General features: G+C 65.1%; 14 protein-coding genes. 7 read left to right on the forward strand and 7 right to left on the reverse strand.

What is annotated here, in order from left to right; all coding sequences use genetic code 11:
* Positions 1 to 70: 70 nt before the first annotated feature.
* The 3 genes from N4261_RS01270 to N4261_RS01280 form a co-directional block, all read right to left on the reverse strand.
* Positions 71 to 328, reverse strand: a complete 258-nt coding sequence (locus N4261_RS01270) for a hypothetical protein (protein WP_261758430.1) — start codon at positions 326 to 328, stop codon at positions 71 to 73.
* A 75-nt stretch (positions 329 to 403) separates the two neighbouring features.
* Positions 404 to 1,096, reverse strand: a complete 693-nt coding sequence (locus tag N4261_RS01275) for a penicillin-insensitive murein endopeptidase (RefSeq protein WP_261758431.1) — start codon at positions 1,094 to 1,096, stop codon at positions 404 to 406.
* Positions 1,097 to 1,113: 17 nt separating this feature from the next.
* Positions 1,114 to 1,578, reverse strand: a complete 465-nt coding sequence (locus N4261_RS01280; protein WP_261758432.1) for a hypothetical protein — start codon at positions 1,576 to 1,578, stop codon at positions 1,114 to 1,116.
* Between the two features lie 564 nt (positions 1,579 to 2,142).
* On the opposite strand from N4261_RS01280, the gene N4261_RS01285 reads away from it, so the two are divergent.
* Positions 2,143 to 4,014, forward strand: a complete 1,872-nt coding sequence (locus tag N4261_RS01285) for a phosphoenolpyruvate carboxykinase (GTP) (protein WP_261758433.1) — start codon at positions 2,143 to 2,145, stop codon at positions 4,012 to 4,014.
* 265 nt (positions 4,015 to 4,279) lie between these two features.
* On the opposite strand, the gene N4261_RS01290 is transcribed toward N4261_RS01285, so the two are convergent.
* Complete coding sequence (locus tag N4261_RS01290; RefSeq protein ID WP_261758434.1) at positions 4,280 to 4,522, reverse strand: hypothetical protein; 243 nt, start codon at positions 4,520 to 4,522, stop codon at positions 4,280 to 4,282.
* Positions 4,523 to 4,794: 272 nt separating this feature from the next.
* On the opposite strand from N4261_RS01290, the gene N4261_RS01295 reads away from it, so the two are divergent.
* Both N4261_RS01295 and N4261_RS01300 read left to right on the forward strand, forming a co-directional pair.
* Positions 4,795 to 5,796, forward strand: coding sequence for a LysR family transcriptional regulator (locus tag N4261_RS01295; protein WP_261758435.1), 1,002 nt, complete (start codon positions 4,795 to 4,797; stop codon positions 5,794 to 5,796).
* 117 nt (positions 5,797 to 5,913) lie between these two features.
* Positions 5,914 to 6,762 (forward strand): UPF0149 family protein, encoded by an 849-nt coding sequence (locus N4261_RS01300; protein ID WP_261758436.1) that lies wholly within the window; start codon positions 5,914 to 5,916, stop codon positions 6,760 to 6,762.
* A gap of 142 nt (positions 6,763 to 6,904) precedes the next feature.
* On the opposite strand, the gene N4261_RS01305 is transcribed toward N4261_RS01300, so the two are convergent.
* Positions 6,905 to 7,750: a metallophosphoesterase gene (locus tag N4261_RS01305; protein WP_261758437.1), complete on the reverse strand. Its 846-nt coding sequence runs from the start codon at positions 7,748 to 7,750 to the stop codon at positions 6,905 to 6,907.
* 385 nt (positions 7,751 to 8,135) lie between these two features.
* Here N4261_RS01305 and N4261_RS01310 point away from each other — a divergent pair, with 385 nt between their 5' ends.
* Positions 8,136 to 8,558, forward strand: coding sequence for a universal stress protein (locus tag N4261_RS01310; RefSeq protein ID WP_261758438.1), 423 nt, complete (start codon positions 8,136 to 8,138; stop codon positions 8,556 to 8,558).
* Between the two features lie 211 nt (positions 8,559 to 8,769).
* On the opposite strand, the gene N4261_RS01315 is transcribed toward N4261_RS01310, so the two are convergent.
* Positions 8,770 to 8,991: a hypothetical protein gene (locus tag N4261_RS01315; RefSeq protein ID WP_261758439.1), complete on the reverse strand. Its 222-nt coding sequence runs from the start codon at positions 8,989 to 8,991 to the stop codon at positions 8,770 to 8,772.
* 276 nt (positions 8,992 to 9,267) lie between these two features.
* On the opposite strand from N4261_RS01315, the gene N4261_RS01320 reads away from it, so the two are divergent.
* The gene (locus N4261_RS01320; protein WP_261758440.1) at positions 9,268 to 9,492 is read left to right on the forward strand and encodes a hypothetical protein; all 225 of its coding nucleotides are present in this window, start codon (positions 9,268 to 9,270) and stop codon (positions 9,490 to 9,492) included.
* Positions 9,493 to 9,576: 84 nt separating this feature from the next.
* Here the strand turns inward: N4261_RS01320 and N4261_RS01325 are convergent, their stop codons facing one another.
* Positions 9,577 to 10,515, reverse strand: a complete 939-nt coding sequence (locus N4261_RS01325; protein ID WP_261758441.1) for a LysR family transcriptional regulator ArgP — start codon at positions 10,513 to 10,515, stop codon at positions 9,577 to 9,579.
* Between the two features lie 298 nt (positions 10,516 to 10,813).
* Here N4261_RS01325 and N4261_RS01330 point away from each other — a divergent pair, with 298 nt between their 5' ends.
* The gene (locus N4261_RS01330) at positions 10,814 to 11,434 is read left to right on the forward strand and encodes a LysE/ArgO family amino acid transporter (RefSeq protein WP_261758442.1); all 621 of its coding nucleotides are present in this window, start codon (positions 10,814 to 10,816) and stop codon (positions 11,432 to 11,434) included.
* A 10-nt stretch (positions 11,435 to 11,444) separates the two neighbouring features.
* On the forward strand, positions 11,445 to 12,770 hold the full coding sequence (locus N4261_RS01335; RefSeq protein ID WP_261758443.1) for a D-amino acid dehydrogenase: 1,326 nt from the start codon (positions 11,445 to 11,447) through the stop codon (positions 12,768 to 12,770).
* The last annotated feature ends 18 nt before the right edge of the window (positions 12,771 to 12,788 follow it).

Consider the following 12,788-nt stretch of genomic DNA (forward strand, 5'->3'; position numbering starts at 1 on the left):
ACGCTGAGTCCAATTCGCGTTGCGTCGAACCTTGGAACGAATTGCTAAACGGTGCTCCTCTTGCTCGTCGTCAATTCACCGGTTCCAGGTCGGATTCACGAATGAGGAGACTATTGGGTATTTCGTTGTGGCAATGCAAACCCAGCAATGCAGCCGGGTTGTCAAATTGAACTAGCACTCGTCGCTGCAAATTCGCCGACGACATCACCGCCCCGACTTGGCCGATGAGCATCCAGTAGTTTTCGGTCGGCTTACAGCCGTTTGGCATCGTGAGCGTGCCATTGAATGATTTCAGTCGAACTTTTGGATTCATCGGTACTTCGTCCATTTATGCTCTTCGGCTTGACGTTTGAAATGGAAGGATCTGGCGAGCTTGCCGGGGCGAGTGCGCTCGCTGGACGGATTACCCGGCATCCCTCTTGCACGGGACGCGGAAATCGACGTGGTAATGCTCGTCGTGGCGAACCCACGGCTTGCCTTTCATGAACGGCAAATCACTTTGAAGGCTCGGGCCTCGCGCCGTTGCAAACAGCTTTGGTAAGAACGCCGTATCGAAGATGACCAGCGCGATGCCCGCGCCATGGGCCTTTGCCGCAACCTGCAGCTGATAGAGATGCTCCGCCAGAGCCTCGAAGTCGATGGTGTATTCCCCATACCTTGCGGTGGCGTTGAATTCAATGTCATAGCCAAGCTTGTTGGTGACGCTGGTCGGTAGCGGCACTGGCTTTCCTGCTGCGTTTCGAACTGGCACGAAGAAATCGACGGAGAGACCGTTCTGATGGGTTCGATGCGGCCGAATGCGACCGCCCGATGACCAGCCAGTTTCTCCGTAGACATAGGTGTTGGCGGGCTTGTCTTTAGCCAGCGCGGCATACGCTGAGACGATGATCTCCGCCACTTTCGAGTGGACGTGTGTTCGGCCTGCCGTTGCGCTCAATGTGCTGTAGGCCGTGAAATTGGGGCCTTGAACGGGAAGCTTGACCCCACCGTCCAATCGACCCTTGCTGACTGTTCCGTAGCACTGACTTTCCGCGGCGGCAAGCGCAAGCGGCTGAAGTGAAAGGAACCCGAATAGAAGCCAATTGAAACGTTGCATACGGCTCCATGTGCCGGCTAATGTGCAAACGCAGCGGCAGGGGAGCCGTCCGCTGCAGAAAAGGTCTGCGCTGAATTCCTGGCGCGACGAAGTACCCGCCATTCATCTTGCCGATATTGAACCACCGCCAAGCGCAGGGCTTGGTCAGTGGTGAGAGGCGCTTGTCTTGCCTTCCGAAGAAGCTTCTTGAACATGTAGCCCGAGCGGACAAAGTACGGGCGACATTCAAGAAAGCATAAAGCGGCCTCAATTGCATCGCTGTCTCCCGCGACTATCCGCTGAAATGCGACTTCGTAGCCGCCCGGGAAGGCCAGGTCGTTGTAACGCGCATGAAATTCGGCGCACGCAGCCTTCCATTCCTCGCGAAACCTTTCGTCTGTATCTCGGCGAACAAAGGTCTCGTGAAGGCGAGCATGCAGGCGATTGATCTCTTTCGCACTGTGCAACATCCACTGCGTAAGGCGGTCGATATCGCTGTCCATATGGCCTCATGTGTGTCCTCAGCGGGCACCGACGCCGTCCGCTGCAGAAAAGGGTGAAACCGGTGTTGGAGCCCCGCGGGCATAGCCGGGTCGTTGCGACTGCGGAGGAACTCTACATCCACAGTAAATAGCAGCTCTTGCATCGCTTCGGTCGGTGCGGCTGACAGGTCGATGAATGCGCCGGCGTCCATGAAGAAAAAGAAGGGCGAAGCAGCCACGTAGCCCTGGCAAGGCGGAGCTAGCTCCGCCAAGGCGCAGGCAAGCGTGGTTGCTTGAGAGCCAAGTTGACGCTGTCGACCCCCAAGCCGCCACCGAATTCAGCAGCCCCATCCATCACCACCGCCCCACGCATCAGGTTATTCCTCAAACGCATAACCCCCCAACATCGTGCCGAGTTACGGCATGATTACATCGGACCCCCACGTTCCGGCACGTTCACTTTGGTGTGCGGCATTGGGTCAGCTTCGCGGATTCCCCTCTGAAAACAGGCAGTTGCCGACGTTCAGGGGTGCCGCAGCGGCGCTGACCCAATTCCGCTTTCATATCCTTAGATTGGAAACCACCATGAACCGACCCGTGATGGAGGGGCTGCGTCTGAACGTGCCCGCTTATGTGAAACACCAGCGCCTGGTGGCCTGGGTGGCCGAGATCGCCGCCCTGACCGAAGCGCGCGATGTCTATTGGTGCGACGGCAGCCAGGACGAATACGACCGGCTCTGCCAGCAACTGGTCGACGCCGGCACCTTCCAGAAGCTCAACCCCGCCAAGCGCCCCAACAGCTACCTCGCCTGGAGCGATCCGAGCGACGTGGCCCGCGTGGAAGACCGCACCTTCATCTGCTCGCCCGACAAGGCCGACGCCGGTCCGACCAACAACTGGATGGACCCCGCAGAGATGCGTGAGCTGCTCCAGACCGGCGAGAAGGCCCTCTTCAAGGGCAGCATGCGCGGCCGCACGCTGTATGTGGTGCCGTTCTCGATGGGACCGATCGGCTCGCCGATTGCGCACATCGGGGTGGAGTTGTCGGACAGCCCCTATGTCGCGGTGAACATGCGCATCATGACCCGCATGGGCCGTGCCGTGCTGGACGTGCTGGGTGACGACGGCGAGTTCGTGCCCTGCGTGCACACCGTGGGTGCGCCGCTGGAGGCTGGTCAGGCTGACGTGAAGTGGCCTTGCAACAAGACCAAGTACATCGTCCATTTCCCGCAAACCCGCGAGATCTGGTCCTACGGCTCCGGCTACGGCGGCAATGCGCTGCTGGGCAAGAAGTGCTTCGCCCTGCGCATCGCGTCCACCATGGGTCGCGATCAGGGCTGGCTGGCCGAGCACATGCTGATCCTGGGTGTGACCTCGCCCGAAGGTAAGAAGCACCACATCGCCGCCGCCTTCCCCAGCGCCTGCGGCAAGACCAACTTCGCCATGCTGATCCCGCCCCAGGGCTTCGACGGCTGGAAGGTCACCACCATCGGCGACGACATCGCCTGGATCAAGCCCGCCAAGGACGGTCGCCTCTATGCGATCAATCCGGAAGCCGGCTACTTCGGCGTGGCGCCGGGCACCAACGCCCAGACCAATCCGAACTGCATGGCCAGCCTGAACCGGGACGTCATCTTCACCAACGTCGCGCTGACCGACGACGGCGATGTCTGGTGGGAAGGCATGACCGACACCGCCCCCAGCCATCTGATCGACTGGCAAGGCAAGGACTGGACCCCGGCGATCGCCAAGGAGACTGGCGCGAAGGCCGCGCATCCGAACGCGCGCTTCACCGTGGCCGCCACCAACAACCCGGCGCTGGATGCCGAGTGGGACAACCCCGCCGGCGTGGCGATCGATGCCTTCATCTTCGGCGGCCGTCGCTCCACGACAGTGCCGCTGGTGACCGAAGCCCGCGACTGGGTCGAAGGCGTCTACATGGCCGCGACCATGGGCTCCGAGACCACCGCCGCCGCAGCCGGCCAACAGGGCGTGGTGCGCCGCGACCCGTTCGCGATGCTGCCGTTCATGGGCTACAACATGAGCGACTACTTCCAGCACTGGCTGGCGCTGGGCGCCAAGCTGGCGCAGAGCGGCGCGACGCTGCCCAAGATCTTCTGCGTCAACTGGTTCCGCAAGGGTGCGGATGGCAAGTTCGTCTGGCCGGGCTACGGCGAGAACATGCGCGTGCTGAAGTGGATGCTGGAGCGGGTGGAAGGGCAGGGAAGCGGTGTCGAACACGCCTTCGGCACCAGCCCGCGCTATGAGGACCTGAACTGGCAAGGCCTGGCGTTCACGCCGGAGCAGTTCCACACGGTCACCCACATCTCGAATGACGATTGGGCCGCCGAACTGAAACTGCATGACGAGCTGTTCACCCAACTCGCCCACAAGCTGCCCGCCGAGCTGCCCGCCACCAAGGCGAAGATCGAAGCCCGTCTGGCCGGCGCCCGCTGAGGGGTGTCCGACGGACTCTGACGGACCGGGCCCGACGTCCACGTCAGGGCCCGCAGACGGCAAAAAGCCCGGCCATGTGCCGGGCTTTTTTTGTCGGAACGCGAGAGATGGCGATCGACCGCCACCCCATCGACGTTCCAGAAAAGACAAAGCCCACCAAAGGCGGGCTGTTGTTGCGTGGGGCGGGCGTTGAGAGCCTGCACTCACATCACCGAGCCTGGACGGCGCTCGGTACCGGCTGACACCAGCCGGCGATCGGCTGTTCTCAGCCGTTGCGACGGGCGTTGGCAGCACGCAGTTCAGCGGCGAAGGAGGGCATGCTCTCTTCGTACTGAGCGGCCAGGGCCAGCAGTTCGCGCTCGGCGCGAGCCATGCGGGAGGCCTCCAGGTGTGCCTTGACGTTGCTGATGGTACGGGCCCACACGCGGGCACCGATGGTGGCAAACGTGCCGCCGCGACGCACCGTGCGGCTCAGCGGAAGACCGAAGGTTTGAGTAGCGACGCTCATGGCGATTTCCTTTGTTTTGACTGTGGTGTGGCTCTTGTAGAACCGACGGAACGAAGTCTAGGGTTAACCCTAGACATGACGCTAATGAAAAGCCGGAATCAGATGTATAAGCGGCGTGAATATCGTTGCGCGATGTGCGCCGCCGCCGTGAACCGCATCACACACTGAGCCCGGTGAAGCGACTTACCGCACGGAATGCGGCGCGTGTTGGCCGGGAAGGCCGGCTGAGATCAGCGCCATTGGTGTGAACAACTGCTCGTTCTGACACGGCCATGAGCTTTCGGAATCTCGATCTCAACCTGCTGAAGGTGTTCGATGCGGTGATGGCCGAGCGCAGCCTGACCCGCGCCGCCGAACGCCTGGCGATGACGCAACCGGCGGTCAGCCATGCGCTGAAGCGGCTGCGCGAAGCGCTGGGTGAGGACCTGTTCGTGCGCCAGGCCTTCGGCATGAAGCCCACTTCGCGGGCCGAAGGGCTCTGGCCGGAGGTTCGCGCCGCACTCACCCGGCTGCGGGTCGCGCTGGATCCCGGCGACTACCAACCGGAAGCCGAGGAGTTCACCTTCCGCCTCGCGATGGCCGACGCCACCGCCGCGTTGATCCTCCCGCCGCTGATGCAAGGCCTGGAGCAGATGCGAGCGCTGGCCAACATCCATGTGTTGCCACTGACCACGCGGGATCCCCGCGCGCTGTTGGAGCAAGGGGAGGCCGACTTCGCCCTGGGCTACTTCCCCATGGCGGTGGCCGCACTGAAGGGCCAAGGCCAGATGGCCGCCATCCGACAGCAGCGCTTGTACGACTCCTATTACGTCTGCGTGATGCGGCGCGGGCATCCGCTGGCAGACCGGGAACTGACGCTGGACGCCTTCTGCCAAGCCCATCACTTGCTGGTCAGCTTTTCGGGGCGACCGCATGGGTTCGTGGACGAAGCGCTGGCCGCCCTCAAGCGCAGCCGCCGCATCGTGCTGACCGTCAACCAGTTCTTCACCGCCGGCCGGGTGGTGGCCCATTCGGATCTGTTGACGGTCCTGCCGCAATCCTTCATCACTGCCACCGGCTATCAGGAATCGCTGATCTACCGCCCGTTGCCGCTGACCCTGGCGCCGGTGCATGTGGATCTGCTCTGGCATTTGCGCAACGAGGATCGCAGTGCCCAGCGATGGATGCGGGAGCGATTGATCGCGTCGGTCGCCAACCCCGCGGCGGCGGTCGCGCCGACGACGGCCGATGGCGTTGAGGACGCCGCCCTGTCGATGCTCCGGCGCGCCGACTGAGCGCGCACGTCCGGGCAGAACGTCGGTGCCGCCGCGCCGGCTGCTGATGGGCCGACGTCAAGCGCCACGCTCAAAGCCAAGCCCCAACGCCGAGCCAAACGGCGACAATCGCGCCCCATGAGCATTGCCCACGACCTTTCCGACGCCGAGTTCGACGAACTCGACGACCTTCTCGCCGCCACGCCCGAACCGCTCCAGGCCCTGGATGCATCCATGCTGGACGGCTATCTCTGCGGCGTGCTGGTCCAGCCCCGCCTGATCCCGATCGAGGATTGGCTGCCGCCGGTCTTCGACTTCGAAGGCCGCCCGCTGCCGGACGACGTGGATCCCGCCTGGCTAGCCCGGGTTCGCGGTCTGGTGGAGCGTCGGTATGCGTCCCTGAACCAGAGCATGCTGGAGCAGGGCTGGTTCTATCCGCTGGTGCTGGACCTGGACGCAGAGGCCGAAGGCGAGGGCGAGGGCGACCCGGCCAATGAGGGCCAGGACGCCGCTGGCGAGGCAACCCCGCAGGATGCCAGCGCCTCCGCGACCGCGCCTGCCGCTGACGTGTCGACAGAAGCGGAGACAGAGCCCGAGGCCGACTTGGACGTTCCCACCGATCCCATCACCCGGGCGCTGCTGCCGTGGGTGGGCGGATTCGAATATGCGGCGGTGACCTTCCCCGACCTGCACGAGCAGGCCGACGATAACGTCAACACCCTGCTGGCGCGGCTGTATCGCCACCTGCCGGTGGAGACGCCGGAGGAGCAGGAAATCGTCGACCTGATGAACCGCGAGCACCCGCTCAAGGACATCGACGACGCCATCGAGGACCTGGTGCTGACGGTCGTCGACCTGCAAGCCGCCACGGAGTCGCAGCGTTTCCATGTGGAGCAGGTGCGCCGGGACGTGCCCAAGCTCGGACGCAACGATCCGTGCCACTGCGGCTCCGGCAAGAAGTACAAGCAGTGCCACGGGGCGACCTGATCGTCTGAGGCGGGGCGCGCGCCAGGCCGGGCCGGGAGGCCGGGCGTCCCCGAATGCGCATCACGTCGCCACACTGCGGCGCGTACCGCCGCGTACCGCCGCGTATCGGCCCTCCCGGCGCGGAGCCGATGCTCCGCAGCGCTCAGATCTCGATCACGAGTTCGGGCCGGAAGTCTTCCTGCTCGCCCTTCTTTTCGTAGCCCAGCGGATTGGCCACCACCCGGCAGCGGTGGACGGCGCCTTCGCCGCGCTCGGGTTGCGGCGTTTCGACCACGTAATCATTCAGGCAATGCAGATGGCCGTGCATCCACACGTCGGCCAGCGGGAACATCGCGTCCAGCGCATTGCAGAAGCCGGCGGTGCCGGGTGTCAGGCCGTAGCGCGGGTCGGCGCTGCGCAGGCTGGGCGCGAAATGGCTGACCACCGCCGTCTTGCCGTCGAAGGGCGTTTCCAGCGTGCGTCGCAGCCAGTCCTGGCAGTCCAGCGCCAACGCGCGCAGGTCCTCCGCCAGCATCGGTTGGCCGTTGCGCAAGGTCGAGTATTTGCGCAGGTAGTAGTTGGCCGCGCGGAAGGCCTTGTCGCGGGCCGCGAGCTGCTGGGTGAGCGTCGGCAGGCCGACCGCCAGCGCATCGAAGTCGCTCCACAGCGTGGTGCCGACAAAGCGAACCCCGTCAATGACGATGACCTCTCGGTCCAGCCACTCGATGCCCAGTTCCTCGCAGGTCCGACGCAGGCGGTCATAGGTGGGCGTGTACTCCAGGCCGTCGAACTCATGGTTGCCCGGCACGTACAAGACCCGCGACCAGGCGGCGTCTGGCCGCAACGGCGAGAAACGGCCCAACCCAAAATCGTCGGTCACCAGCCGCGAACCGGCTTGGTAGGAGCCGACATCGCCGGCCAGCACCAGCAGGTCCACGCCCGGAACGGCGGTGCTGGTGAAATCGGTCTGGCGCTCCAGGTGGAGATCGGAAATCAGCTGCAGGCGCACGGTGGCAGTAGGGCGGAAGAACGGTAGGGAACAAACCACGGCCTGTCGCTGGAAGGGGGGCGGCCCTGCCGTGGTGGCGAATTCAGTGTCGATTGTCACCGGCGGGCCGACGCCTTGCAGCGAGTTGGACTCGCCAGTCGCCTGTCGGCGCGAACCGGGGCATGAGGGCGCGAACACCGGCGGCGGCCGTTGCATCGAGCGTCATCACCCTTGGCTCGCAGGAATGGGTGGTCGCCCGGACTGGCCGGGGGCCAGGGCTTGCGCTCACTGCGCTTTCGTCAAGCGCCGCTGATCCGGTGGCGCTGACTCGGTTTTGCGCAGGATCGCTGTGCCACACTGGCTCAAGCCAATGTCGGCACAAGCTCATGTCACTGGAGGAGTCCCCATGAAGATCCTGGTTGCAGTCGATGGCAGCGTCTACAGCAAGCGCATGCTGGCCTATCTGGCCGCGCACGACGAGTGGCTGGGCGGCGCCCATGAATACACCATCGCCCACGTCGTCGCGGCCATCCCGCCGCGGGCGGCCGCTGTGCTCGACAAGTCCGTCGTCGCCGGCTACTACACCGACGAGGCCGAGAAGGTGCTCAAGCCGATCCGCAGCTTCATGGAAAAGCACGGCATCGTGGCGAAGTACGTCGTCAAGACGGGCCATGCGTCCGAGGCCCTGAGCGCGGTGGCCCAGAAGGGAAAGTACGACCTGCTGATGATGGGCTCCCACGGCCACACCGCCTTGGGCAAGCTCGTGCTCGGGTCGGTGGCCACCAAGGTGATGGCGAATTGCGATGTGCCGGTGCTGCTGATTCGCTGACCGCGTTCCGAGGCGTTGACGATGCGCGTGTCTCAGACGTCCAGCGCAATGGATCGACCCTCCATCCCAGCCGTGTCAGGGGATGGACATCACGTGGGAACGATGAAGACACGCGCTCCCGCGACCGTGTGTCGGGTGGATCTCAGCGCGGCGGTGACGGCGCTGCGGTGACCGTGCGACGGTGAAGGCGCGGCAGTCGCGGCGTCCGCTGTCAGCTGCGTCGCGCCGCCATCCACGACAGCGGAGAGTCGGTCGCCGTGCGCGAGCCGGACTGTGATTCCAGCCCGTAGTCGCTGCGTCGGAAGTCCTCGTACTCGTTCGCATCGCCAAAACTCGCTTCCATGCCGAAGGCGGTGCCCATGTCGGCAGGCTCCGGTTCATGGACCTCGGAGCTGGTGCGGCGGAAAAGGCGCAGGGCGGAAGCGAATCGCATGGTGGACCTCGTCGGGAAAGCACGGGGTTTGTGAAGGACGATCCGCAGTGCAAGTGATGCGAAACGTGCTATGCCACAGTGTGAGCCATCTTGTCTTCAGGCAAATCCCCAAATTGGGTGGGACGGAAAAAGACGTTCACAAATACACACAGATTGGTGCAGGGCCACAACGGGTGCGGCGAAATAACCACTTCTCCCACTTCGGGAGGGTGCCCCCCGCATTTGAGGGTGACTATGCTCTCGCCCTTCTGATCTCGTGAGAAGACGTAACCGCCCATGTCCCCGCTGATTCATAAATCGCTGACCTGGAGCATCGTCGGCACCGTGGTGCTGATGTCCGCCTGGTTGGCCGACAATGTTCAGGATGCCCATGACCGCAGCCGGTTTCGTCCTGGCTTCGCCTTGAAGGACAGCGCCCGTCCGGCGCCCACGGCGTCGACTCTGGCCGCCGCCCTGCCGCAGGCTCGCGAAGACCGCGTCCAGGTCGCTGTCAAGCGTTGATCCCCCGGCTCGACCGAATCACGCCCCGCTGATCGCCGCCATGAAGGATGCGCCCAGGTGCGCGGGCTTTGGCGTGGCAAGGGTTCAGGGCTGCAGCGCCGTGCGCGCGCCCTCGGCCAGCGCCTGACCGATCTGGTCCAGCAACGCGGGCGGTCCAGCGCCGAGTTCGACCTGCTCGGATTCCGCCCCCAGCTTCCATTGGTGCCAATACAGCGCCACCTCCACCTGAACCTCCGGTCGCAGGGCCACCAGCTCGCCGCTGGCCAGTTGGGCGCGCACCTGCAGCTCCGGCGCCACGCCGATGCCCCAACCCCTCCGCACCGCATGCACATAGGCTTCGCTGGAGGGGACATAGCGCGCGTTCAGCCGCGCCGCCCGCAGGCCGAGCGCCTGACGCACCCACTGCTGCTGGGTATCGTCCTTGCGATTGAAGACCACGAACGGCAGTTGTGAGACCTCGGTGGCCCGCAGCCCGTGGGGCAGCGCCTGCGCGATGAAGGCCGGGCTCGCGACCGCCAGATAGCGCATCACGCCCAGCGGCTGAGCCACGCAGCCACGCAGGGCCTGTTTGACCGTGGTCACGCAGCCCAGCACCTCGCCTTGACGCAGCCAGTCATGGGTGAAGTCCTGGTCGTCCACCACCAGCTCCAGACCAAACCCCTCGCGCAAGCCGCGCTGCACCAGCGGATCCAGGGCCGGCAGCACCCAGGTGGCCAGGCTGTCGGCATTCACCGCAATCGGCAGCCGCTCGGCACTGGTGCCGCGCACGCCCAACTCCCGCACCACCTCCGCCCTCAGCGCATGCAACTGACGGGCGAAGCGCAGCAGCCGCTTGCCGGGCTCGGTCAGCCTCAGCGGGCGGGACCGGACCACCAGGAGTTGCCCCACCTGCGCTTCCAGGCTGCGCAGCCGCTGGGAGACAGCGCTCTGGGTGATCGCCAGGGTCTCGGCCGCACGCTCGAAGCTGCGCTCATCTGCCAGCGCGGCCAGGCAGTCCAGGCCCGCGGCGTCGAGATCCTTCATGAGCGGACCCCAGGCTCGAACAAGTCATGTGTCATGGCTGATGGCTGATGGCTGATGGCTGATGACGGGCGCCTTGCGAATGAGCGCCGAAAAGATGCAAAAGGCGCAAGCGAGAGCAACCGATCTCCATAAGCGCCACTTATGTACTCGCTGAGATATTAATCTCGCTTCATCGGCGCGACCGCTCTCGTGACAATCCGCCCGTCGCGCATCCGCCGAATTTTTCGGCGTGAAGGGTCTCGCCCCCAAGATTTCGCAGCCCGCTCGCTTCCTTCCCTTCTTCCAAGGCATTGCCGCCATGTCCCTCCCCAGCGCCGCATTGATGCAAGGCTGGCTCACCGGAGCCGGCCTGATCGTCGCTATCGGCGCCCAGAACGCGCTGGTGCTGCGGCAGGGGCTGATGCGCCAGCATGTGGCGCCGGTGGTGATGGTGTGTGCCCTCTCGGACATGTTGCTGATCTGGCTGGGCGTGTTCGGCCTGGGCCGGCTGATTGCCGCCAGTCCGTTGCTGATGGAGGTGTTCCGCTGGGGCGGCGCGCTGTTCCTGCTGGCGTATTCGCTGACGGCGGCCCGCCGGGCGCTGTGGCCCAAGGCCGGCCTGCAGGCGCAGGCGGGCAGTGCCTCGCTGACGGCGGTGCTGAGCAGCACGCTGGCCATGACTTATCTGAATCCCCATGTCTACCTGGACACGGTGGTGTTGCTGGGCACCCTCGGCGCCCAGCAGCCGGCCGCCGGGCAGACGGCGTTCGCCGTCGGCGCCTCGGTGGCGTCCTGGATGTGGTTTTCGCTGCTGGGCTTCGGCGCGGCGGCGGTGGCGGTGCCGTTGCGCCGTCCGGCGGTCTGGCGCAGCATCGACGCCGTGATCGCCCTGGTGATGGCCTGGCTGGGCCTGCAGTTGCTGTTGCGCCCCTTGGGCTGAGGAGTTCCGTATGAAAGTGATCGTCCTGGGCGCCGGCATCATCGGCATCCACACCGCGTGGTATTTGCTGGAGCAGGGCCATGACGTGGTCGTGGTCGACCGTCAGCCCGATGCCGCGCTGGAAACCAGCTTCGCCAACGGTGCGCAGATCTCGGTCTGCTTCTGTGAGCCGTGGGCCAATGCCGGAGCCCCGCTGAAGGTGGCCAAGTGGCTGCTGCGCGATGACGCACCGCTGCTGTTCCGTCCCCGCATGGACCCGGCGCAGTGGCGCTGGGGCCTGTCCTTCCTTGGACAGTGCACCACTGCCGCCTTCGAGCGCAATGTCGGCCAACTGGTGCGACTCGGTCGCTACAGCCATGAGTCGATGCGCGCGCTGGTGGATCAGACCGGCATTGAATACAACCGCGTCGAACGCGGCATCCTGCACTTCTTCGGCAGCGAGGCCGATTTCCAGGCGGGCGCGGAGGGCGCGGAGATCATGCGCCGCCACGGCGTGGACCGCCGTGTGCTGTCGCGCGAGGAAGTCCTGGCGATCGAGCCGGCGCTGCGCTCCGGCGAACGCTATGTGCATGGCGGCACCTACACGCCCAGCGATGAGTCCGGCGATGCGCGTGTCTTCACCCAGGCGCTGGCGCGACTGGCCGCCGCACGCGGGGCGCAGTTCCTGTGGAATCACGACATCGACGCCCTGCAACCGCAAGGCGGCGCCCACGGCACCGAGATCGCCGGCGTGCAGATCCGGTCCCGCGAGACCGGTCAGACCCAATGGCTCAAGGGCGATGCGTATGTGGTCGCGCTGGCCTCTTACGCCCCCGGCCTGATGAAGCCGCTGGGCGAGCACCTCAACATCTATCCGGCCAAGGGCTACTCGGCCACCTTGCGGCTCAAGAAGCCGGAAGCCGCCAGCATGGTCAGCCTGCTGGACGATGCCCGCAAGATCGCGATCTCGCGCCTGGGCGACCATGTCCGGATCGCCGGCACCGCGGAGCTGGTGGGCCTGGATACCAGCCTGGACAGCCCCACCTCCAAGGTGCGCTGCGAGTCCCTGGTGCGGCGCTATGAGGAACTGTTCCCCGGCGTGGCCGATCTCTCCGAACCCAACTACTGGACCGGTCTTCGCCCCAGCACGCCGACCAACGTGCCCTACATCGGCCGCAGCGAAAAGGCGTCCAATCTGTGGCTCAATGCCGGTCACGGTACTTTGGGCTGGACCCACGGGGCGGGCTCCGGCCGGGCGCTGGCGGAACTCATCAACGGCCAGCGGCCCGAGCTGGACTTTGCGTTCTACGGTCCTGCGTTGCCGGCCAGGTCCGTGCGTCGGTTGCAGACGGCCTGAATGGTCTGAACGGCCTGA

It is taken from the genome of Roseateles amylovorans (genome assembly GCF_025398155.2).
Taxonomy (GTDB): domain Bacteria; phylum Pseudomonadota; class Gammaproteobacteria; order Burkholderiales; family Burkholderiaceae_C; genus Roseateles; species Roseateles amylovorans.

What these genes read in the sequence shown, in the direction of transcription:
- N4261_RS01270 (WP_261758430.1), bottom strand. Translation starts at nt 328, where the DNA reads ATGGACGAAGTACCGATGAATCCAAAAGTTCGACTGAAATCATTCAAT.
- N4261_RS01275 (WP_261758431.1), bottom strand. Translation starts at nt 1,096, where the DNA reads ATGCAACGTTTCAATTGGCTTCTATTCGGGTTCCTTTCACTTCAGCCG.
- N4261_RS01280 (WP_261758432.1), bottom strand. Translation starts at nt 1,578, where the DNA reads ATGGACAGCGATATCGACCGCCTTACGCAGTGGATGTTGCACAGTGCG.
- N4261_RS01285 (WP_261758433.1), top strand. Translation starts at nt 2,143, where the DNA reads ATGAACCGACCCGTGATGGAGGGGCTGCGTCTGAACGTGCCCGCTTAT.
- N4261_RS01290 (WP_261758434.1), bottom strand. Translation starts at nt 4,522, where the DNA reads ATGAGCGTCGCTACTCAAACCTTCGGTCTTCCGCTGAGCCGCACGGTG.
- N4261_RS01295 (WP_261758435.1), top strand. Translation starts at nt 4,795, where the DNA reads ATGAGCTTTCGGAATCTCGATCTCAACCTGCTGAAGGTGTTCGATGCG.
- N4261_RS01300 (WP_261758436.1), top strand. Translation starts at nt 5,914, where the DNA reads ATGAGCATTGCCCACGACCTTTCCGACGCCGAGTTCGACGAACTCGAC.
- N4261_RS01310 (WP_261758438.1), top strand. Translation starts at nt 8,136, where the DNA reads ATGAAGATCCTGGTTGCAGTCGATGGCAGCGTCTACAGCAAGCGCATG.
- N4261_RS01315 (WP_261758439.1), bottom strand. Translation starts at nt 8,991, where the DNA reads ATGCGATTCGCTTCCGCCCTGCGCCTTTTCCGCCGCACCAGCTCCGAG.
- N4261_RS01320 (WP_261758440.1), top strand. Translation starts at nt 9,268, where the DNA reads ATGTCCCCGCTGATTCATAAATCGCTGACCTGGAGCATCGTCGGCACC.
- N4261_RS01325 (WP_261758441.1), bottom strand. Translation starts at nt 10,515, where the DNA reads ATGAAGGATCTCGACGCCGCGGGCCTGGACTGCCTGGCCGCGCTGGCA.
- N4261_RS01330 (WP_261758442.1), top strand. Translation starts at nt 10,814, where the DNA reads ATGTCCCTCCCCAGCGCCGCATTGATGCAAGGCTGGCTCACCGGAGCC.
- N4261_RS01335 (WP_261758443.1), top strand. Translation starts at nt 11,445, where the DNA reads ATGAAAGTGATCGTCCTGGGCGCCGGCATCATCGGCATCCACACCGCG.